Annotated in this window: 18 protein-coding genes; 7 read left to right on the top strand and 11 right to left on the bottom strand. The window is 67.9% G+C overall.

Features of this window, described 5'->3' with window-relative positions:
• Nucleotides 1-21 precede the first annotated feature (21 nt).
• A complete protein-coding gene (locus tag K5L94_RS12395; protein WP_053449864.1) occupies nt 22-873 on the bottom strand; it encodes a FecR family protein in 852 nt (283 codons plus the stop codon).
• Entirely contained in the window at nt 870-1394 is a 525-nt protein-coding gene (locus tag K5L94_RS12390) for an RNA polymerase sigma factor (RefSeq protein ID WP_053449863.1), read from the bottom strand. Before K5L94_RS12390 ends, K5L94_RS12395 begins: the two co-directional genes overlap by 4 nt.
• A gap of 202 nt (nt 1395-1596) precedes the next feature.
• Here K5L94_RS12390 and K5L94_RS12385 point away from each other — a divergent pair, with 202 nt between their 5' ends.
• Together K5L94_RS12385 and K5L94_RS12380 are read left to right on the top strand one after the other, a co-directional pair.
• Complete coding sequence (locus tag K5L94_RS12385; RefSeq protein ID WP_008265432.1) at nt 1597-1863, top strand: hypothetical protein; 267 nt, start codon at nt 1597-1599, stop codon at nt 1861-1863.
• A 9-nt stretch (nt 1864-1872) separates the two neighbouring features.
• On the top strand, nt 1873-3051 hold the full coding sequence (locus tag K5L94_RS12380; RefSeq protein ID WP_053449862.1) for a low temperature requirement protein A: 1179 nt from the start codon (nt 1873-1875) through the stop codon (nt 3049-3051).
• On the opposite strand, the gene K5L94_RS12375 is transcribed toward K5L94_RS12380, so the two are convergent.
• The 3 genes from K5L94_RS12375 to K5L94_RS12365 are packed head-to-tail and all read right to left on the bottom strand — an operon-like array spanning nt 3048 to nt 7189.
• Nucleotides 3048-4475 (bottom strand): coiled-coil domain-containing protein, encoded by a 1428-nt coding sequence (locus K5L94_RS12375; protein WP_274510566.1) that lies wholly within the window; start codon nt 4473-4475, stop codon nt 3048-3050. The two genes, K5L94_RS12380 and K5L94_RS12375, sit on opposite strands and share 4 nt — an antisense overlap.
• 16 nt (nt 4476-4491) lie before the next feature.
• Entirely contained in the window at nt 4492-5991 is a 1500-nt protein-coding gene (locus K5L94_RS12370) for a DUF6384 family protein (protein ID WP_238581796.1), read from the bottom strand.
• 1 nt (nt 5992) lies between these two features.
• The gene (locus K5L94_RS12365; protein ID WP_053449859.1) at nt 5993-7189 is read right to left on the bottom strand and encodes a hypothetical protein; all 1197 of its coding nucleotides are present in this window, start codon (nt 7187-7189) and stop codon (nt 5993-5995) included.
• Nucleotides 7190-7462: 273 nt separating this feature from the next.
• Between K5L94_RS12365 and K5L94_RS12360 the strand changes: the two genes are divergently transcribed.
• Nucleotides 7463-7924 carry an EamA family transporter gene (locus K5L94_RS12360; protein WP_187299768.1) on the top strand — a complete coding sequence of 154 codons (462 nt, stop codon included), beginning with the start codon at nt 7463-7465 and terminating at the stop codon, nt 7922-7924.
• Between the two features lie 51 nt (nt 7925-7975).
• On the opposite strand, the gene K5L94_RS12355 is transcribed toward K5L94_RS12360, so the two are convergent.
• The 6 genes from K5L94_RS12355 to K5L94_RS12330 all read right to left on the bottom strand — a co-directional run bounded on the left by K5L94_RS12355 (nt 7976) and on the right by K5L94_RS12330 (nt 14417).
• The gene (locus K5L94_RS12355) at nt 7976-8617 is read right to left on the bottom strand and encodes a response regulator transcription factor (protein WP_274510565.1); all 642 of its coding nucleotides are present in this window, start codon (nt 8615-8617) and stop codon (nt 7976-7978) included.
• Complete coding sequence (locus tag K5L94_RS12350) at nt 8610-9665, bottom strand: sensor histidine kinase (RefSeq protein WP_274510564.1); 1056 nt, start codon at nt 9663-9665, stop codon at nt 8610-8612. The genes K5L94_RS12355 and K5L94_RS12350 overlap by 8 nt, the downstream gene beginning before the upstream one ends.
• Before the next feature lie 231 nt (nt 9666-9896).
• Complete coding sequence (locus K5L94_RS12345; RefSeq protein ID WP_049457082.1) at nt 9897-10637, bottom strand: MgtC/SapB family protein; 741 nt, start codon at nt 10635-10637, stop codon at nt 9897-9899.
• A 30-nt stretch (nt 10638-10667) separates the two neighbouring features.
• Complete coding sequence (gene mgtA, locus K5L94_RS12340) at nt 10668-13427, bottom strand: magnesium-translocating P-type ATPase (protein ID WP_274510563.1); 2760 nt, start codon at nt 13425-13427, stop codon at nt 10668-10670.
• Nucleotides 13428-13490: 63 nt separating this feature from the next.
• A complete protein-coding gene (locus K5L94_RS12335; RefSeq protein WP_006447714.1) occupies nt 13491-13790 on the bottom strand; it encodes a hypothetical protein in 300 nt (99 codons plus the stop codon).
• Nucleotides 13791-14111: 321 nt separating this feature from the next.
• On the bottom strand, nt 14112-14417 hold the full coding sequence (locus tag K5L94_RS12330) for an EF-hand domain-containing protein (protein ID WP_274510562.1): 306 nt from the start codon (nt 14415-14417) through the stop codon (nt 14112-14114).
• A 248-nt stretch (nt 14418-14665) separates the two neighbouring features.
• Here K5L94_RS12330 and K5L94_RS12325 point away from each other — a divergent pair, with 248 nt between their 5' ends.
• From K5L94_RS12325 to K5L94_RS12310, 4 genes are read left to right on the top strand one after another with little or no spacing between them, the layout of a single operon-like run.
• The gene (locus K5L94_RS12325) at nt 14666-15844 is read left to right on the top strand and encodes an efflux RND transporter periplasmic adaptor subunit (RefSeq protein ID WP_274510561.1); all 1179 of its coding nucleotides are present in this window, start codon (nt 14666-14668) and stop codon (nt 15842-15844) included.
• Nucleotides 15841-18954, top strand: coding sequence for a multidrug efflux RND transporter permease subunit (locus K5L94_RS12320; protein ID WP_274510560.1), 3114 nt, complete (start codon nt 15841-15843; stop codon nt 18952-18954). Before K5L94_RS12325 ends, K5L94_RS12320 begins: the two co-directional genes overlap by 4 nt.
• Nucleotides 18951-19640 carry a heavy metal response regulator transcription factor gene (locus K5L94_RS12315; RefSeq protein WP_014037326.1) on the top strand — a complete coding sequence of 230 codons (690 nt, stop codon included), beginning with the start codon at nt 18951-18953 and terminating at the stop codon, nt 19638-19640. Before K5L94_RS12320 ends, K5L94_RS12315 begins: the two co-directional genes overlap by 4 nt.
• Complete coding sequence (locus tag K5L94_RS12310) at nt 19637-20998, top strand: heavy metal sensor histidine kinase (RefSeq protein WP_274510559.1); 1362 nt, start codon at nt 19637-19639, stop codon at nt 20996-20998. Before K5L94_RS12315 ends, K5L94_RS12310 begins: the two co-directional genes overlap by 4 nt.
• Nucleotide 20999 lies beyond the last annotated feature (1 nt).

Raw genomic sequence — 20999 nt, 5'->3', positions numbered from 1 at the left:
TGCGAAGGCGATCAATGGCGATCAATCGCGCCTGCGCAGGTGCAGGCTGCCATCGGCGGCGGCGTGCACCTGTACCGGCAGGATCTCCGGCAACAGTGCCACGGCGGTGTCGGCGCGGTCGGCGTCGAACACGCCGGACACCTGCAGCGGGCCCAGCGTGGGGTCATCCAGCACGATCGGACGGTCGTGATAGCGCTGCAGGATCCGCAACACCTCCACCAGCGGCAGCCGATCGAACTGCAGCCGCCCGGTGGTCCAGTCGGCCGGGTCGGTGTCGATCGCCTCGGGCGGAGAGATCGACCCCGGCTGCGCCAGCAGGCGCTGGCCGGGCTTCAGGCGCTGCTCGGCATCGCTGCCCTCGGCGCGTACCCCCACCTCGCCGCGCCACAGGGTCACTTCGCTCAGATCGCCCTGGCGATCCACATCGAACACCGTGCCGTAGTTGCGCACGCGCACCGGTCCGGCATCGACCTCGAAGCGTCGCCATGCCGAATGCTGTACCTGGAAGCGGGCGCGCCCCTGGATCAACACCACCTGCCGTGAACGCAGGTGGCGACGCACCTGCAAGTGGGTGCCGGCATCGAGCAGCAGGTGGCTGCCGTCGGCCAGATCGAGTGCGCGGCGTTCGCCTGCCGCCGTGCGATGGTCCTGCACCTGCCAGGCCGGATCGACCAGCAACAGCGCGCCGGCCATCAGCGCCAGTGCGGGCAGCACGACCTTGGCGGCACGGCCGCCGCGACGACGCTGCAGCGTTTTCGGATCCGGCAGCGGAAACCGTTCCTTCAGCGCATCGCGATGCTGGTCGAGCAGTTCATCGGTGGTGGCAGCCTGCGACGGCTGCGGCCGCGTGGGAGGCCCGGGTGTACGCCTCATTGCTGCATGGCCTGCCGGCGGCAGTCGGCCATGGCCAGGCGCAGGTGGCGTTCCACCGCCTTCAGGCCGATACCCATCCGCAGCGCGACCTCGGCCTGGGGCAGTGCGTGGATCTTGTGCAGGATGAACACCTGCTGGCGCCGGCACGGCATGCGCTCGATGGTCGCGCTCAATTGCTGCAGCGCCTGCAGGCCCTGGGCCTGCTGCTCGGGCCCGGGCCGGGGGCAGGCATCGTCCGGCAGCTCGGCTCGCGCTTCCACCCAGTGCCGGCGAAGATCTTCGGCGCGGCAGCGATCAACCGCCGCGTCATGCGCGATCCGGCGCAGCAGCGCGATCGGCTGCCGTGCATCGTGCAGCGGCGGGCGCTCCAGCAGGCGCACGCAGACGTCGTGCACCACCTCGCGGGCCAGTCCGGGCGAGCGGAAGCGGCGGCGCAGGTAGTCCACCAGTTCCTCGTAGTGGCGCGCCAGCGAAGACACCAGCGGCAGCGCAGGTGGGTGAGGCGAGGGCAGCTGGGACATCCGGACCGGCAACAGGGGCGAGGGGCGGCTGCAGGGAGGGCATCCCTGCACGATGACGCAATACTAATGGGAACCGTTCGCGTTTGCTATGTCCCGGCAGCCATTGATTGTTCGCAGCGGCTGGAAGGTGAAACCACGATCATCGGCTGGAGCGCAGAATCGGCCCGGGCTAGCCTGCCAGCAGGCTCAAGGAGATCGTTACATGCATGTGCTTCTGGTGATCACCGCTGGCGTCCTGCTGCTGGGCGTGTTCCTGCTGTTCGGCCGGCTCTGGAGCGTGGGCAGCTCGCAGCTGCCTGCCGCGCTGATCGCGTTCATCGCCACCTGGCTGCTGGTCTCGGTGGCCAACATGTGGATAGGGGTCAGCAAGGCGGGCTACGCGGTGCGCGAAGAACTGCCGATCCTGCTGCTGGTGTTCGCCGTGCCGGCACTGCTGGCGGGCCTGCTGTACTGGCGCCTGGCGCGCTGAAGGCCCGCCATGAGCACCCGACTGCGCCTGCCCGCGCTGCGCCATCGCGATGGCCACCATGCCCGCGTGACCTACGAAGAACTGTTCTTCGACCTGGTCTACGTGTTCGCGGTCACCCAGCTCAGCCACCACCTGCTGCACCACCTTGATCTGGCCGGCGTGCTGCAGACCCTGGTGCTGTGGTTCGCGGTCTGGCTGGGCTGGCAGTACGCCTGCTGGGTCAGCAACTGGTTCGACCCGCAGGCGCCGCGCATCCGCGGCCTGCTGTTTGCCACCATGCTGCTGGCGCTGCTGATGTCCTCGTCCATTCCCGAGGCGTTTGCCGACCGGGCCTGGATGTTCGCCGGGGCCTACGCCACGATGCAGGTGGGGCGCACGGCATTCGTCCTGTTCGAGGTCGGCCGCAACCATCCGCTGGCGCCCAACTTCCGCCGTATGCTGGCTTGGGTCAGCGTTTCGGCGTGCTTCTGGCTGGTCGGTGCCGCGGCCGATGGCTCTCTGCGCCTGGCGTTGTGGGCGGTGGCGGTGGCCTGCGAGTACATCTCGCCGATGTTCGGTTTCGCGTTCCCGGGCATGGGCCGTTCGCACACCCGCGACTGGACCATCGAGGGCGGGCATCTGGCCGAACGCTGCCAGCTGTTCGTCATCGTGGCGTTGGGCGAAACCCTGCTGGCCACCGGCGGCGTGCTCAGTGAAGTCGAGCACTGGAGCGGCGAAGTGGTCTCGGCGGTGCTGGCCACGTTCGCTGGCACGATCGCCATGTGGTGGCTGTACTTCGGCATCTCCAGCCGCGATGCCACCGAGGCCATCACCCATGCCGAAGACCCCGGGCGGATGGGCGCCAACTTCCATTACGTGCATGCCTTGCTGATCGCCGGCATCATCGCCACAGCGGTGGGCAACGACCTGGTGATGGACCATCCGGGTGCAGCCGTCAGCACGGTGTACGCCACCGTGATGGTGGCCGGGCCGTTGATCTATCTGCTGGGCAGCGCCCTGTACAAGCGCGTGGTCTATGGACACACGCCGCGCTCGCACCTGCTGGGCGCCGCGGCGCTGCTGGTGCTGGGCCTGCTGTTGCCGTGGCTGCACCTGCTGGCCGCCGGATGGCTGACCAGCCTGGTGCTGCTGGGCGTCGGCCTGCTGGATACGCGGATGAAGCGGCGCACCCGGCAGGTGGAGGGCTAGAACCCGCCGCCGGTCTTGAAGCCACCGCCACCACTGATGCCACCACCGCTCTGGAAGCTGCTGCCGCTGGAACTGGAGCTTGAACTCGAACTCGAACTCGAGCTGGAGCTTGAACGAGAGCTTGAACTGCTGGATCCGCCCGCAAGCAGGTCGAACAGGCTGCCAGAGGAGCGGGTGGTGCTTCGGCTGCTGGTGGTGCTGAAGAAGGATGCGGCGACGGTGGCCGGGGCGGCGGCCCGGTAGCTCGGTGCCTCGTACGCCTGACGCTCGATATCCGCAGCGGCCTGGTAGCTCCTGCGCGCAGCCTGCAGGCTGTCCAGGCGCTTCTTCAGCACGGCCATTTCGCGGGTGTGCTCGCCCACCATGCCATCGATCTCGCCCAGGCGCAGGCGACTGCGATGGATGCGTTCGAGCACGGCATCGTCCTCGCCGGAGGCAGTGGCGGCGACGCGTCGGTACAGGTCGTCCATGCTCTTGGCCGACAGCGTGCGCGCCAGCGCGGTGAGCAGGGCGCCGCCTTCGGCATCGGTCCAACTGCGGAAACCATTGATCTGTGCCTGCTTGGCATCCACGGTCTGCCGATGCAGCTGCTCAGCCAACAGCGCCTGCGCCACTGCGCTCTGTGCCGTCTGCAACTGCTGGCGCAGCGGGTCGCCGCCGGCGTCGGCGAGGGCGGCGTCGCGGGCCTGCTGCACCGGCTGGCGGGCCGCCTCGACGTCGGCACGGGCCCGTCCGGCATGCTCCTGCAGATAGGGCGGAAGCTCGACCAGCGTGGCGTACTCGCGACGGGCACGGTCGAAGCCGCACAGCTCGGCCAGCCAGCCATCGACCGTGCGCACCAGCGGCCAACCGCGATAGGCCGCGCTGCCGAAGCTGCGACGGTGCAGGTACATGAAGATCGGGTCGGCCTGGTAGGCGCCGGCCTTGGCATCATGCTCCGACTGCGCAGAGGTGGCCATGCGTTCGACCGTGTCGGCGCGTGCCTCGGCCAGCTGCAGGTCGTCCTGCAGCACCCTGTAGGTGGGTTCCGCTTCCAGCGTGGTGTCCACCTGGTTCTGCAGGGCCTGCCACTGGCCGCCAGCGGCGTCGCGTGCGGCAACGGCCTCCTGCGAGCGCTGCTGCAGCGACTGTTCGATGTCCAGCAGCGCCTGCAGCTCGTCGGCCAGCACCGCCGCTTTGCGATCGCGGCGCTGCAGGTCGGCGCTGGACTGCTGCAGCAGGTCCCTGGCTACCATCGGCGGCGAATCAATGGCGGCCTCGGCCTGCAGGCGGGCCAGTGCATTGAAGTCTTCGCGGACCCGGTCGTGCAGCGCTTCCTGCTCCTTGACCAGGTCCAGGCACTGGTCGCCGCGCGTGGCCAGTTGTGCCTGCACCTGGCCGATATCGGTTTCGACATCGGCAATCGCGTCGTTCAGATCTCTCATGTCAGTTCCTTACCCATCACCATTCGGTGATGTAGCCGCCGGTGGTGGGCATGCGGAAACGCGGCGACAGGCTGCCGCGCGGCTTGCTGCCGATCTGGTCATCTTCGATGATGCCGTTGTCCTGCTTGTCGGCTGCGACCCGGTTGTAGGTGGCCTCCGGCACGCGTACGGCGAACAGCGAGGCCCACTCATCCTTGCCGGTCTCCTCGTTGCGGATCAGCAGTTCGGTGGCGTTGCCGGCCTCGTCCAGCGCTTCGGTCACCAGGTAGTAGTTGCGGCTGCCATTGGCCTTTTCGCTGTAGCGCCAGACGCCGGTACGCTCACCGTCACGGTTGACGATGCGGTAGACCAGGGACTTGGACAGCAACGCCACCAGCTGGCCGACCTCGTCGATCGCCGGCCCGGCTTCGGCCAGTGTCTCGACGCGGACCCGCTGGGCGGCCTGGTCCAGCGCACGTTCCAGCCGTTTGCGGTCTTCGCCCGCAACGCCCGTGGCCAGGCCGTCGGCCTTGAGCTGGGCCAGCCGCTCGTTGAGCGCGGCCAGCTTGTCGGCGCTGCCGATCAGCTCCTTCAGCGTGGTGACTGCCAGGGTGGCCGCGGCCATGTCGCCGGCGCGAAGTGCAACATCGCCGGCGGTGTAGGCGCGTGCGCGTACCTTCTCGGCGTCCGGCGTGAGGCGTGCCGCCCTTGCGGCGGTGTCGGTGGTGTCCAGCAGTTCGCTGGCATCGATGGCCTGGCCGAGCGTGGTCACCCGCTCGGTCAGTGCGGGCAGGGTTTCCCTGGCGCGCGCCAGCAGCGCTGCGGCGGCCTGCCGCTGCTGCTCCACCTGGGCGGCGGCCTGTTCGCCGGTGGCGCTGCCACCACTGCTGATACGCGTGAGTTTGTCCTGGCGGATCAGGGTGGGCAGGCCCGCCATGGCGGCGGGCACGCCGGCGAAGCGCCGCTGCGCTTCCGCCAGCGCTGACTGGGCGCGCTCGGTCAGGGGCTGCAGGCGCTCCGCACTGGCGTTGGCGCGCGGCAGCAGCCCCTGCAGGGACTGTTCCTGCCGGGCCAGCAGGGCGCGCGCTGCTGCGGCCTCCTGCTGCTGCGCTGCCACCTTGTCGTTCAACACCTGGACGTTCTTCTGCACGTTGCTTTCGTGCACGAACGCGCCGAAGCTGCGCGCCATCATCAGCAGCGCACCGAGCACCAGCAGCACCAACGCCGCCATCAGCGCCCATTTCAGCAGCCGACGGCGATCGATCCAGCGTCGGGCCAACCAGGCCTTCCAGCCACGCGGCGCAGCATAGAGGTAACGCTGCTCACGCTGGGCCTGGATGCCGGCCTCGACGATCTCGTCGGAGACCTCGATACCCTGCGAGCGATACAGTTCAAGCAGGCGCTGCTTGAGCCTCGCCTGGTCATGGCCGCTGTCGGCCAGTGCCTTCATTTCGGCATTGCGGTAGCGCAGCTGGTCGACCACATCCATGGTCAGCAACGCATCCTGCAGCTCGGCAGGGGCCATCGTCGCACTCACGTCAGCGCGGCTCCGGGCTCGGCGGTGCCTGCAGCAGTGCGGCGAAACGCTGCTTGCCCTGTTCGACATACTCGGCAATCTCCACCGAGTCGCGGGTGGCCTGGCTGCGCAGCTGCTCGATTTCCTGCAGCGACGTCTCCTGGAAGCGCACCACCGCATCGACCAGCTTGCGCACCGAATCGACGCCGATGGTGGCGCCGTAGCCGGCCTTCAGGCCCTCGTGCAGCACTTCATCGCCAATGTTGGCCACCGCTTCCAGCCCCTTGGAGGTACCCTCGGTCATCGCATTGAGCGCCTGCGTGGACTCATGCAGCCCCATCTGCGTGGTGAAGGCCAGGTTCAAGGCGGTGAAGCTGGTTTCGTTGGTGGAGAAGAACACCACCGAGCGCTCGTTGACGCGGCGCTTGACCTCGTGCGACTGGTGCACGCGCAGCATGATCGCCTCGGAGGTGGCGTAGTTCACCTGCAGGTTCTCGGCCAGGTCCTTGGCCAGCTGGTAGCGCGACTCTTCGGCCTGGCTGTTGCGCAGCGCTTCATCGCGGGCCATCACCAGGCGGCCGGTATCGGCGGCATCGGCGGCCGGGTCGGCCGATTCCACGCGCTGCTGCGCCTGCTTCAGCGTTTCGCGCGCTTCGGCCAGCCGCTGCTGCTGCAGCTTCAACAGCTCATGCGCCTGGATCTCGGCATCCTTGATCGACAGGCGGAAGTCGCCGTACATCTCCAGCACGCGCGATTCACGCTGCAGCTGCTCGGCCGAATCGCGGCTGACCTCCAGGAACGTACGGCGGATCTTCTCGAACCGGCTCGGGATATCGCCGCGGGTGACCTTCATCCACAGGTTCTGCAGGCGCTCGCCCATGTCGATCTTGCCGTCGCGGACCTGTTCGACCATGGTGCTGGCATCGTCACGGATGCTGTCGAAGGCGCGGACGATCTCGGTATAGCGGTCGGACACCTTGGCCGAGCTGATTTCATCACGCATCACGGCATTGAAATGGCCGGACTGCTGCAGCACCCGGGCGATGGCCACCACGCGGCCCTGGTCAAGCGTGGACAGCTGCGAAACCAGCGCGATGGCCGGTGCGTTGTTGTCCTGCGGGGCGGCCAGGCCCAGGCTGCGCAGCGTAGCCATGGCGCGGTCGAGGTAGGTGGTCGGCGCGGTAGCGGCCGGCGTGGCAAGGAGAGTGTTCTCGGGCATTTCGACGGCTCCGGTCAGGGCAAGCAATGAGGAACCTGCCGCGCCAAACGGGCAGGGTGCTGCGAAACAGAGGGGAAGGGGAGCGGGAGCCGAGTGCTGCGCGGCAGGCCGGCTCGGTCGAGGGCGGCTGGCCCGGCAAGGGCGACGAAGATGTCCTGTTCAAGCATGGTGCATTCCCTGCAGATCGCCCCCTGGCGTTTCCGTGCCCATTGTAGCGGCGGTGACGGGCAGGTGAAGCCCCACCGATGGCAGGGTGGAGTAGCGTTGGCGCACATGCAGGTGCAGGCAAGCGAGGCCTTCGTGCAGAACCTACCGCAGTGGTTGATCTGGGCTGGACTGTCTGCCGTGTTCGCGGCGCTGACCGCGCTGTTCGCCAAGGTCGGCGTCAAGGGCGTCGACTCGGACCTGGCCATGGCCATCCGCACCCTGATCGTGGCGGCGGTGATCCTGCCGCTGGTGGTGGTCACCGGCAAGTGGTCCAACCCGCTGCTGCTGCCGGGGCGCACCCAGCTGTTCCTGGTGCTCTCCGCCCTGGCGACCGGCGCCTCATGGCTGTTCTACTTCCGCGCGTTGCAGAGTGGCGAGCTGGCCAAGGTCGCGGTGGTCGACAAGTTCAGCGTCGTGCTGGTGATCGTGCTGGCCTATCTGCTGCTGGGTGAGCGACCCAGCCTGCGCGAGTGGAGTGGCATCGGCCTGGTCGTGGCCGGGGTGATCGTGCTGGCCACCCGGAAATAGCGCAGGCGGAATGCTGTGCGACGCTGCCGACCGCTCTGCCTTGCTGCTGGGTCAGGGCGAGCCCGCCTGCAAGCGGTCGTACATCCGCACCAGGTCGACCAGGGTGCGCGCCCCCATCTTGCGCATCACCTGCGCGCGGCGCACCTTCACCGTGATCTCGCTGACCCCGAGGTCGCCGGCGATCTGCTTGTTGAGGCGCCCGCGCACCACGCCATCGACCACCTCGCGCTCGCCGGCATTGAGCGTGTTCCAGCGCTGCTGCAGGGCACCGAGTGCCTCGCCGTCGCGGCGGCGCTGGCGGTCCAGCTCGATGCCCCTGTGGATCGCATCCAGCAGCTCCTGGTCACGGAACGGCTTGGTCAGGAACTCGATGGCGCCGTCCTTGATCGCATTGACGCCCATGGCGATATCGCCGTGGCCGGTGATGAATACCACCGGCAGCTGCAGGCCATGGGTGCCCATGCTGCGATGGAACTCCAGCCCGCTCTGGCCGGGCATGCGAACATCCAGCACCAGGCAGGCCGGTGCATCTTCCAGTTCGTGGTCCAGGAACGCCTGGGTAGAGGCGAAGGCCCTTACCTGCAGTCCCATCGACGCCAACAGATCTTCAAGCGCCGCGCGCACCGAGGGGTCGTCGTCGATCACGTAGACGATCGGTGCCGGATCGGCAGCAGGGGCAGTGGGCTTACGCATGAGGGACATCCGTGGCGATGGGCAGGTCGAAGACGAAGCAGGCCCCGCCGCCGCTCGGGCGCTCGGCGTGGATCTGGCCGTCGTTGGCTTCGATCATCGAACGGCTGAGGCTGAGGCCGAGGCCAAGACCGTGTGACTTGGTGGTCCAGAACGCATCGAACACACGCTCGGGATGGTCGGCGGGGAGGCCGACACCGCGATCGCGCACACTGAGGCTGATCCGCGCGCCATCGCGCTGGGTCAGCAGGGACAGGCGCCTGTCAGCGGCAGGCACCGCTTCCATCGCGTCCACCGCATTGAGAATCAGGTTGCCGATCACCTGCTGTACCTGTACGCGGTCGGCCTGCACCGGTGGCAGGTCGGCATCCAGCAGCAACGCCACCGCCACGCCATGCCGATCCAGCTCGCTGCGCGACAGTGCCAGCATTTCTTCCACCGCCTGGTTCAGATCGAAGGCGCGTCGCTGCGGCGCGGCACCCTGGGTCAGGCCGCGGATGCGCGCGATCACGTCGCCGGCGCGGTGCGCATCGGCCAGGATGCGGGCCACGGTCTGCCGTGCCTTGTCCACGTTCGGCGGGTCCTGCGCCAGCCAGCGCTGGCAGGCCTCGGCACTGCTGGCGATGGCCGCCAGCGGCTGGTTCACCTCGTGCGCGATGGAGGTGGTCAGCTCGCCCACGGTGGACGCGCGCGCGACCCGCAGCAACCGTCCCTGGGCCTCCTGCACCGCCGCCTTGGCCGCTTCCATGTTCAGGGCCAGGTAGGTGGTGATGCCGATCACCAGCATGCCGATCACCGAATTGACCAGGCCGATGCGGTAGGTGCCGAAGCGGGTCAGGAAGAAGCTGAGAGCGGTCAGCGCGATGCAGGCAAGGGCCAGCGTGATCAGCCCACGGGCGGCCAGCACGCGCGAGGCGGCCAGGATGACCGCCGCGTAGAAACACGCCGCCGCAACGGCGTAGTCGGTGACGGTGTCGATCAGGAAGATCGCCGCCATCACGACGATCAGGGCCAGCAGCACCAGCGGGCGACGGGGCGACAGCGATGGCATCGGGACAGCTCCCTGGCGTGGGCGGAAAGGATAGCAAAGCGATGCTGGGTAGTGCCGGCCGCTGGCCGGCAGACCGCGGCGTTCAGGCTTCTGGTAGTTGCCGACCTTGGTCGGCAGGCCCGGGCAGGAATCATGATGCCTGAGGGATTCTGCCGACCAAGGTCGGCATCTACCAAAGCAACACGTGGAAGCGCTGAGCCACGCCCGGCGGAACGCATCCGGCGGCCGGCGCTACTCCTCCAGGCTGGCGTTCCAGAACCCCTGCAGTACGCCAGGCGTGGTCGCCAGCGTTGCCAGCACGGCATCCAGTTCGCCGGCATCGACCGTGGTGGCGTACAGCACTGCTTCGATCTCCACATCGCGTTCGCCAAACGGCCGCTGGTCCACCGCGCGTACCGGGTACTGCGCCTGCTCCAGCAGCAGTAACAGCTGGTCAAGCACGTCGGCCTGCTGCTCGCGCTGGCAGACCACGTTGATCGCATAGGTTGCTTCACTGAAGGCTTCCGGCAGCGGCTGCCGCTGGATGCGATTGACCACCGGCCGCAGCAGCGTATTGGCGGCCAGCACGAAGATCGCGGCCATCACCGCTTCCGGCAGCAGCTTGATGCCGGCGCACGCACCCACCGCCGCCGAGCCCCACAGGGTGGCGGCGGTGTTCAGGCCGGACACCTGCGCGCCGTCCTTCATGATCGCGCCGGCACCGAGAAAGCCGACGCCGGAAATCACATAGGCCACCACATGCAGCGGCGACGGCGGCCCTCCGTACAGGTCATGGAAGCGCACGGCCAGGTCGACGAACACCGCCGCGCCTACCGCCACCAGCGTGTTGGTACGCAGCCCGGCGGTGCGCTGGCGCAGTTGCCGTTCCAGGCCGATGGCCGTTCCCAGCACGAAGGCCACCGTCAGGCTGATCAGCGAGCTCAGGGTGGCGCCGGCGTTGAACGCCGGCAGGTTCGGATTGATGTCGAGCATCCATTTCTCCCTGGACAAGCCGGCCAGTGCTTACTGCCAGCCGTAGCGACGGATGTAGAACTTCTTCAGCGCGGTGGTCAGAACCGCATAGCCGAACAGGATCGCCACCAGGAACGGCCAGTAGCCGGCCGGCAGGGCCTGCAGCTTGAAGTAGCCGGCCAGCGGACTCATCGGCAGGGCCACGCCGATGGCCATGATCAGGCCGGTCATCAGCAGCAGCGGCGGTGCAGCGATGCTCTGCAGGAACGGCACCTTTGGCGTGCGGATCATGTGCACGATCAGGGTCTGGGTCAGCAGGCCGACCACGAACCAGCCGGACTGGAACAGGCCCTGGTCGGCAGGCGTGCGTGCATCGAACACGTACCACATCAGGGCGAAGCAGGTCAGGTCGAAGATCGAGCTGATCGGCCCGAAGAACACCATGAAGCGGCCGATGTCCGCCGGGTTCCACTTCAGCGGCTTGCGTACCAGTTCCTCGTCCACGTTGTCGAACGGAATGGCAATCTGCGAGATGTCGTACAGCAGGTTCTGCACCAGCAGCTGCAATGGCAGCATCGGCAGGAACGGCAGGAAGGCCGACGCCACCAGCACCGAAAACACGTTGCCGAAGTTGGAACTGGCGGTCATGCGGATGTACTTGAGCATGTTGTTGAAGGTGCGCCGGCCCTGGATGACGCCTTCCTCCAGCACCATCAGGTTCTTCTCCAGCAGGATGATGTCGGCGGCCTCCTTGGCGATGTCCACCGCGCTGTCCACGCTGATGCCGATGTCGGCGGCACGCAGCGCGGGCGCATCATTGATGCCGTCGCCAAGGAAGCCGACCACCTTGCCCTGTGCGCGCAGCTCGCGCACCAGGCGCTCCTTGTGCAGCGGCGTCAGCCGGGCGAACACGCGATGGTGATGCAGCGCCCGCGACAGTGCGCCATCATCCATGCGCTCGATCTGCGGGCCGGTCAGGATCGTGTCCGCGTCCAGCCCGACCTGGGCGCAGACGCGGGCGGTGACCAGTTCGTTGTCGCCGGTGAATACCTTCACCTCCACGCCATGCGCGGCCAACGCCTGCAGTGCCTGCGCGGCGGACTCCTTCGGCGGGTCGAGGAAGGCCACGTAGCCGACCAGGGTCAGGTCGCACTCGTCGGCCTGCGAGTAGGCGGTCCGGCTGGCCGCGGTTTCCTTCATCGCCACCGCCACCACGCGCAGGCCCTGTTCGTTCAGTTCCTCGGTGGTCTGCCGCACGCGCGCCAGGCGCGCGTCATCCAGCGGCATGTCCTGGCCGTTCTCGCGCACGGTGCTGCACACGGCCAACATCTCTTCCACCGCGCCCTTGCAGATCAGCTCGTGATGATCCTCGCGCTCGGACACCACCACCGACATGCGGCGGCGCTCGAAGTCGAACGGGATTTCGTCCACCTTGTGGTAGTCCTGCGACAGCCGCAGCGAGCTCTGCAGCTCCACGTGTTCCAGCACCGCGCGGTCGAGCAGGTTGATCAGCCCGGTCTGGAAATGGCTGTTGAGGTAGGCGAAGGCCAGCACGTCCTCCGAATCGTGACCGAACACGTCGGTGTGGCGTTCCAGCGCGATCTTGTCCTGGGTGAGGGTGCCGGTCTTGTCGGTGCACAGCACCTCCATCGCGCCGAAATTCTGGATCGCATCCAGGCGCTTGACGATCACCTTGCGCCGCGACAGCAGCACCGCACCCTTGGCCAGCGTGGAGGTGACGATCATCGGCAGCATTTCCGGGGTCAGCCCCACTGCCACCGACAGTGCGAACAGGAACGCCTCGGTCCAGTCGCCCTTGGTCCAGCCGTTGATCAACAACACGAACGGCACCATCACCAGCGCGAAGCGGATCAGCAGCCAGCTGACGCTGTTGACGCCGGCCTGGAATGCGGTGGGCGCACGGTCGGTGGCGGTGCTGCGCTGGGCCAGGGTGCCGAAGTAGGTACGGTTGCCGGTCGCCAGAACGATGGCGGTGGCGGTGCCGGACACCACATTGGTGCCCATGAACAGCAGGTTGTTCTGCTCCAGCAGGCCGGCCAGGCCATCGCCCGGGTGCGCGAACTTCTCCACCGGCAGCGATTCACCGGTCATCGCCGCCTGCGCCACGAACAGGTCCTTGGCGGTCAGCACGCGGCAGTCGGCCGGAATCATGTCGCCAGCCGACAGCACGATGTGGTCACCGGGCACCAGTTCGCGGATCGGCAGGTCCAGCAGGCGTGCCGGGCGACGGCTGTGCAGGTGTGCACCGAAGTACTGGTCGGCCACGTCGGCGGCCTCGGTACCCGGATTGCGGCGCAGCACCCGCGCCGTGTTGCCGACCAGGGCCTTCAGGCGTTCGGCCGCGCGGTTGGAGCGGCCCTCCTGCACGAAGCGAATCAGCGTGGACAGCAGCACCATCGCGCCGATCACGATCGTCGCCTTGAGGTCTTCGGTCAGCCAGGACACTGCCGCCAGTACGGTCAGCAGCAGGTTGAACGGATTGCGGTAGCACTGCCACAGGTGGCGCCACCACGGCAGCGGCTTTTCGTGATCAACCTCGTTGGGGCCGAGCGTGGCCAGTCGCTCCCCGGCTTCGTGCGGGCTGAGGCCATCGGCATGCGAATCCAGCGTGGCCAGCAGCTCCGCTTCCGGCTGCTGGGCCAGGGTGACCAGGCCGGTGGTAAGCGCGAACGGCGCCGCTTCGGCGCTGCCCGGACCGAAGCCGGCCTCGGGCATCGCACGGCGGCGGAACAGGTTGCCTGCGCGACGGCTGCGCAGGAAGGCGTTGAACCAGGCGTTGAGCAGGCTCATGGGACTCTCCTCGAATGTCAGAGCCGGCCGGGGCCGGAACACGAACGGAACGGATGGAACAGGTCAGGCGTGGCGCATCGCCAGCACCGCCGGCGACCACGGCTGCATGTGCAGGCGCTGGCTGCCGCCGATGCACAGCGGCTTCATCGCATCGCGCAGGGGGTAGGGCAGGTGGCGCAGCACGTTGATGCGCTCGCTGATCGGCAGCAGCGACAGCGCGTCGGCCACCACGCGTGGCGAGCCGAGCGAGAGCGAACGGGCGAACATGACCGGGCCGTGCTGCAGCAGCTGGCTGCGCAGGGCGGCAACATCGCGCTCACCGATCAGGCGGCGCAGGGTGATGTAGAGGATCTTGTAGGACATGGGGGCGATCTCCAGGCAGGCGGCACCTGGCGATCCCCCGTCACTCAGGCAGGCAGGGACCGGCGGGCAGGCGCCAGGAACAGGCAACAGGCAGGCATCCGGGGCGCGTCGTGCCCGGCAGGGTCGGGGTCCATCTGCGTCTCCATGAGGGGAGGGTGCCGGCCAGGGTTGCCCTGGCCAGTGGCGCTATTGTCCGCCCCTGAATGGGGCAGTCCTAGAGGCTCGTGGGTTAGCCCGGCTATACCTTGGTATAGCCGTGGGCGGGGGAGCGTGCGCGGCCAACACGGCCAGGCGCGCGCACAGGCGCGCCGGCGCCGGGAATCAATGCGCGGCCGCAGGCGCGGTCTGCTTGCAGACGTCGTATTCGCCGCGGCTCAGTTTCTGGTCACGGTCGGTATCGCAGGTGTGCAGGCGCTCGGCCCAGTCCGGTGCGACTGCATCCACTTCGGCCAGGGTGACGATGCCGTCCTTGTCCTTGTCGAGGGATTCATAGGCGGGGAGCAGCTTCACTTCGGTGACGTCTTCGCCCGCAGTGGCCTTGCTGGCCTCCTGCGGCTTGGAGCAGGCGCCCAGCAGCAGGGTGCTGGCAATCACGAGGGCAGCAGGGACGAAGCGGAAACCGGTCATGGCGTACTCCTGAGGGTGTGGGATCGCCAGCGTGGCGCCCTTGGCCGGATCATCGGCACCGCTCCGTAAGGGAGGTGCGAAGAACGCCGGTGTTCGCGCAGGTGGGTGGGCCATCGTTCACGGGACGCCCGAGGGACGACCAGCTGACGGAATTGTCAGGCAGGCGACAGCCAGGCGCCGGAGGCTACCGGTAAGGATGGCATCAGGCCCGCGCAGCCCCCGCGCCGGCACCGGTATGGACTCCCCGCATGCGAATTCCCTTCCTGTCCGCGCGAATGCGTCGCCGCCACCTTGCACTGGGTGCGCTGTTGCTGGTGGTGCTGTCGCTGGTGATGCTGTTCCATGGCGTGTCGCGGGGTGACGCGCAGCCCGCCAGCACCCCGCCACCGGTGCCGGTGGTCACCGGTCGCGTCGAGCAGCGCGATGTGGCGCACTGGCGCAGCGGCGTAGGCACGGTGCAGTCATTGCAGAGCGCGGTGCTGCGGCCGCAGGTCGATGGCGTGCTCACCGAGGTGCTGTTCGAGGAAGGCCAGAAGGTGCGCAAGGGACAGCTGCTGGGGCGCATCGATGATCGCGCGATCCGCGCCGATCTGGGCGTCGCGCAGGCCGCAGTGGTGCGTGACCGCGCCACGCTGGATGCCGCACGCTCGGACCTGGCCCGCCTGCAGCACCTGTCCAGCGATCAGCTGGTGTCCCGGCAGATGCTTGAACAACAGGCCGCGACGGTACAGCAGCTGCAGGCGACCGGGCATGGCAACCAGGCGGTGGTGGACGCCGCGCAGGTGCAGCTGTCGTACACCCGCATCCTGGCGCCGATGGACGGCCGCATCGGCCTGCGCCAGGTCGATCCAGGCAATCTGGTGCGGGCCACCGATACCCAGGGGCTGGTCACCGTGCAGCAGACCGACCCGATCTCGGTGGTGTTCGCACTGCCGCAGGATGCGTTGCCGCAGCTGCGGCGGGCATTGGCCTCCGGTGAAGTGGCGGTGCAGGCGCTGGACCGGGATGGTGGCCTGCTGTTGGCCGAAGGCCGCCTGCAGGTGATCGACAACCAGGTGGAGGAAACCTCCGGCACCGTGCGCCTGCGTGCGCGCTTTGCCAATGCCGATGATCGGTTGTGGCCGGGCCAGCTGGTCAGCGTGCGCGTGCGCACCGGCCAGAGCACCGGCGCCCTGGTGGTGCCGGCGGCGGCCATCCAGCGCGGCGTGGACGGCAGCTTCGTCTATCGCGTGCTCGGCGACGGCAGCGTGGAAATCCTGCCGGTCAGCGTCGGCGAGGCCGAGAACGGGCAGGTGGCGGTGCAGGGCGAACTGCGCGTGGGCGATGTGATCGTGCGCGACGGCCAGTCGCGCCTGCGCCCGGGTGTGGTCGTCGCTGAAGCCGCGGCAGCGGCCGTACCGGCTGCCAACGGCGGGGCCGCCCCATGAGTGCGCGTGTCTCGCTGTCCAGCTGGTTCGTCAGGCACCCGGTGGCGACCACGCTGCTCACTCTGGCGGTGGTGCTGCTCGGCGTGGCTGCACTGCCGCGGCTGCCGGTGGCGCCGCTGCCGGAGGCCGAATTCCCCACCATCCGGGTCAATGCCAGTCTGCCCGGGGCCAGTGCCGACACCATGGCGTCGGCGGTTGCCACGCCGCTGGAAACGCAGCTGACCGGCGTGCCAGGCATCATCGAGATGACCTCCACCAGTGCACTGGGCAGCACCTCGATCACGCTGCAGTTCGATCTGGAAAAGAACATCGATACCGCCGCACAGGAAGTGCAGGCGGCGATCAATGCCGCCGCCGGGCGCCTGCCCAGCGACCTGCCGAACCTGCCGACCTGGCGCAAGGTCAATCCGGCCGACAGCCCGATCCTGGTGCTCAGCGTGGTGTCGGCGCAGATGTCGATGACCGAGCTGAGCGATCTGGCCGAAAGCCGGCTGGCGCGTTCGATCAGCCAGATCAGTGGCGTGTCCGAGGTCAACATCGTCGGCCAGCAGCGCCCGGCCATCCGCATCCAGGCCCAGCCGGAGCGGCTGGCGGCGATGGGCATGACCCTGTCCGACCTGCGCGGGGTAGCCCAGAACGCCAGCCTAAACCAGGCCAAGGGCGCGCTGATGGGCGAGCAGCGTACGTCCACCTTTGAAGCCAACGACCAGTTGTTCGATGCGCAGGACTACCGGCAGCTGGTGGTGGCCTACCGCGCGGGCTCGCCGGTGACGCTGGGCGACGTCGCGCAGGTGGTCGACGGTGCCGAGAACGCCTACGTGCAGGCGTGGCCGAACGGGCAGCCGGGCGTGGGCCTGATCATCAGCCGGCAGCCGGGCGCCAACATCGTGCGCACCACTGACGCAGTGCTGGCAGCACTGCCGGAGCTGCGTGCGAACCTGCCGGCCAGCGTCGATGTGGACGTGCTGAACGACCGCACGCGCACCATCCGCGCCTCGCTGCACGAAGTGGAAGTGACCCTGGTGCTGACCATCGTGCTGGTGGTGCTGGTGATGGGCCTGTTCCTGCGCCAGCTGTCGGCCACGCTCATCGTCGGCGCGGTGCTGGTGGTGGCGCTGGTGGCCACCTTCGCGGCGATGTATGTAGCCGGTTTCAGTCTCAACAACCTCACCCTGGTGGCACTGGTGGTGGCGGTCGGCTTCGTGGTGGACGATGCCATCGTGGTGGTGGAGAACATCCATCGCCATCGGGAGGCCGGATTGGGGCCGATCGAGGCCGCGCTGAAGGGGGCCGAGGAGATTGGTTTCACCGTGGTATCGATCAGCCTGTCATTGATCGCAGCGTTCATCCCGCTGCTGTTCATGGGCGGCGTGGTCGGGCGCTTGTTCGCCGAGTTCGCGCTGACCATCACCGTGGCCATCCTGATCTCCATCGTGGCCTCGCTGACACTGGCGCCGATGATGGCCGCGCACCTGATGAAGCGCATGCCGGCGCATCGGGACAGCCAGGACACGCTGGCCGGGCGCCTGCTGGCCGGCTACGACCGCAGCCTGCAATGGGCGCTGGGCCATCCACGGCTGATACTGCTCGGCTTCGGCGCCACCGTGGCGGTGGCCGTGGCGTCGTACGTGATGATTCCCAAGGGCTTCTTCCCGTTGCAGGACACCGCGTTCGTCGTTGCCACCACCGAAGCGGCACAGGACATCGGCTTCGAGGAGATGGCGGCCAAGCACCAGCAGCTGGCGAAGATCGCCGCCGAAGATCCGGCGCTGCTGGCCTACAACCATGCGGTGGGCGCGACCGGTGGCAGCCAGACGCTGTCCAACGGGCGTTTCTGGTTCATCCTCAGGGACCGTGGCGACCGCGACGTGGACGTGCACGCCTTCATCGACCGCCTGCGCGCGAAGATGGCCAGCGTGCCCGGCATCACCGTGTACATGCGTGCCGCGCAGGACATCAACCTCGGTGCCGGGCCGTCGCGCACCCAGTACCAGTACGCCCTGCGCGGGCAGGACAGCCGCGAACTGTCGCGCTGGGCCGAACAGCTGACCACGCGCCTGCGCGGCCTGCCGCAGCTGCGCGACGTGTCCAACGACCAGCAGGTGGGCGCCAGTGTCACCCGGCTGCAGATCGACCGCACCGCCGCAGCGCGCTTCGGCCTGACCGCCAACGATATCGACCAGGTGCTCTACGACGCCTTCGGCCAGCGCCAGATCAACGAATTCCAGACCGACACCAACCAGTACCGGGTGATCCTGGAGATCGCACCGGGCCTGCTCGGCCAGGTCGATGCGCTGTCCTACTTCCACCTGCGCTCTCCGCTCACCGGGCAGATGGTTCCGTTGTCGGCGGTGGCGCAGGTGCAGCCGCCGGGCAACGGTCCGCTGTCGATCAGCCACAATGGCATGCTGCCGGCGGTGAACCTGTCGTTCAACCTGGCGCCGGGAGTTTCGCTGGGCGAGGCAGTAACGCTGGTCGAGCAGGCACAGGCGCAGATCGGCATGCCTGCCAGCATCAGTGGCCGTTTCCAGGGCACCGCACAGGCGTTCCAGGAGTCGCTGGCCAGCCAGCCGATGCTGATCCTGGCCGCATTGCTGGCGGTCTACATCATCCTCGGCGTGCTCTACGAGAGTTTCGTGCATCCGCTCACCATCCTGTCCACCCTGCCTTCGGCCGGTATCGGTGCGGTGCTGATGCTGTGGCTGTGGGGCCTGGATTTCTCGATCATGGCGCTGATCGGCATCGTGCTGCTGATCGGCATCGTCAAGAAGAACGGCATCCTGATGGTCGACTTCGCCCTCGATGCGCAGCGCAATCGTGGGCTGACGCCAATGCAGGCCATCCACGAAGCCTGCCTGACCCGTTTCCGCCCGATCATGATGACCACGCTGGCGGCACTGCTCGGCGCCATCCCGCTGATGATCGGCTTCGGTACCGGCTCGGAGCTGCGCCAGCCACTGGGCGTGGCGGTGGTGGGTGGCCTGCTGATCAGCCAGGTGCTGACCCTGTACAGTACCCCGGTGATCTACCTGGCCCTGGACCGGCTGTTCCTGCAGCGCCGACGTGAGCGCAGGGCAGCGGCAGGCGCCGCGCTGACGGAGCCCGGATGAAACTGCTGATCGTCGAGGATGAGAGCAAGACCGCCCATTACCTGCGCACCGGGTTGGGCGAGCAGGGCTGGGCAGTGGATCTGGCCGCGGACGGCGTGACCGGCCTGCACCTTGCGCGCGAGTTCGACTACGACGTGATCGTGCTGGACGTGATGCTGCCGGGCATGGACGGCTTCAACGTGCTGCGCGAACTGCGTCGTAGCAAGCAGACCCCGGTGATCATGCTGACCGCGCGTGACCGCGTGGATGATCGCGTGCACGGGCTGGGGCAGGGCGCCGACGACTACCTGGTCAAGCCGTTCTCGTTCATCGAACTGCTGGCGCGCCTTCAGGCGCTGGTGCGGCGTGGGCGCCAGCAGGAGCCGACCGAGCTGCAGGTGGGCGACCTGCAGGTGAACCTGCTGGCACGACGCGCCTATCGTGACGGCGCGCGACTGGACCTGACCGGCAAGGAATTCGCGCTTCTGGCGTTGCTGGCGCAGCGACGCGGCCAGATCCTGTCCAAGACGGTGATTGCCGCCCAGGTCTGGGACATCAACTTCGACAGCAATACCAACGTGGTGGAAGTGGCGATCAAGCGGCTGCGCAGCAAGCTCGATGGCCCGTACCCGAGCAAGCTGCTGCACACCGTGCGCGGCATGGGCTACGTGCTGGAAGTGCGTGACGACGAGGACGACGGTCGATGAGGATGTCGATTGCGCAGCGCCTGTCGGCGATGTTCGCGCTGGCCGCGCTGCTGGTGTTCACCCTGCTGGGCATCGGCGTGTACGGCGTGCTGGAGCGGCAGGTGGTGCGCTACCAGCATGCCGAGCTGCAGACCAAGCTGCATGCGGTCAGCGGCAGCGTGGCGATGTGCGATACCCGTGAACGCTGGAGCAAGGTGCGCGACAAGGTCGGCAACCTGATCTCCGGTGACCGCGACACCCTGGTCTGGGCGTGGAGTGATGACCCGACCTTCCGCATCGGGGCGGAGCGTCCTTCGGTGCGGCCACCGGCCAAGGGCGATGCGGGGATGGGGACGCTGCAGCGGGCAGGCGGGCATCCATTGCGCACCCTTTACGAGCACGTGCCTGGCAAGGGGGTGCGGCCGGCCGTGGATCTTTGGATCGGCATCGATTCGGAGCCCTACACCCACGCATTGCAGCGCTTTGCGTGGGCGCTGTGGATCGCCGGCGCGCTGGGCGTGCTGCTGGTGGCCGGGCTAGGCTACTGGATCGCGCGCCTGGGGCTGGCACCGCTGCGCGCGCTTTCCGACGAGGCACGCTCGCTCAGTCCACAACGGCTGTCGCAGCGCCTGGCGGCCGATGGCCTGCCGGCGGAACTGGGCCACCTGACCAGCGCGTTCAATGGCGCGCTGGACCGGCTGGAAGCGGCCTACACCCGCCTGGACGGCTTCAATGCCGACGTCGCCCATGAGTTGCGCACGCCGCTGGCCAACCTGATGGGCCAGACCCAGGTGGCGCTGTCACGGCCACGCGACAACGCCGAGCTGCAGGAGGTGATGCAGTCCAACCTGGAAGAACTGGAACGGCTGCGTGCCATCGTCAACGACATGTTGTTCCTGTCGCGTGCCGGGCAGGGTGACATCGCCATGGAGACCCGTCAGGTTGCGCTGGCCGAGGAAGTGGCGGCCGCAGGCGACTTCCTCGAGCTGTTGTTCGAGGATGCCGGGCTGACCCTGCACATCGAGGGCGACGCCACCGCCCGCATCGACCCGTCGCTGTTCCGGCGCGCATTGACCAACCTGCTGCACAACGCCGTGCAGCATGCGCGGCCCGGAAGCGCGGTGCGCGTGCAGCTGCAGGCCGAAGGCGAGGGCGCGCGCATCGCGGTAATGAACGAGGGCGCCGGCATCGCTGCCGAGCACCTGCCGTTGCTGTTCGAGCGCTTCTACCGCGTGGACCAGGCCCGTGAGTACCGGGGCGAACGCCACCACGGCCTTGGGCTTTCGATCGTCAAGGCCATCGCCATGCTGCATGGCGGCGACGTGTTCGTGGCCAGCCACGAGGGGCTGACCACGGTGGGGTTCACGGTCGCCTGCTGAG

Source organism: Stenotrophomonas forensis (assembly GCF_028752115.1).
GTDB lineage: Bacteria > Pseudomonadota > Gammaproteobacteria > Xanthomonadales > Xanthomonadaceae > Stenotrophomonas > Stenotrophomonas forensis.
Note: the sequence above shows the minus strand (reverse complement) of the source record. Positions and strands in the feature narration are given on the sequence as shown.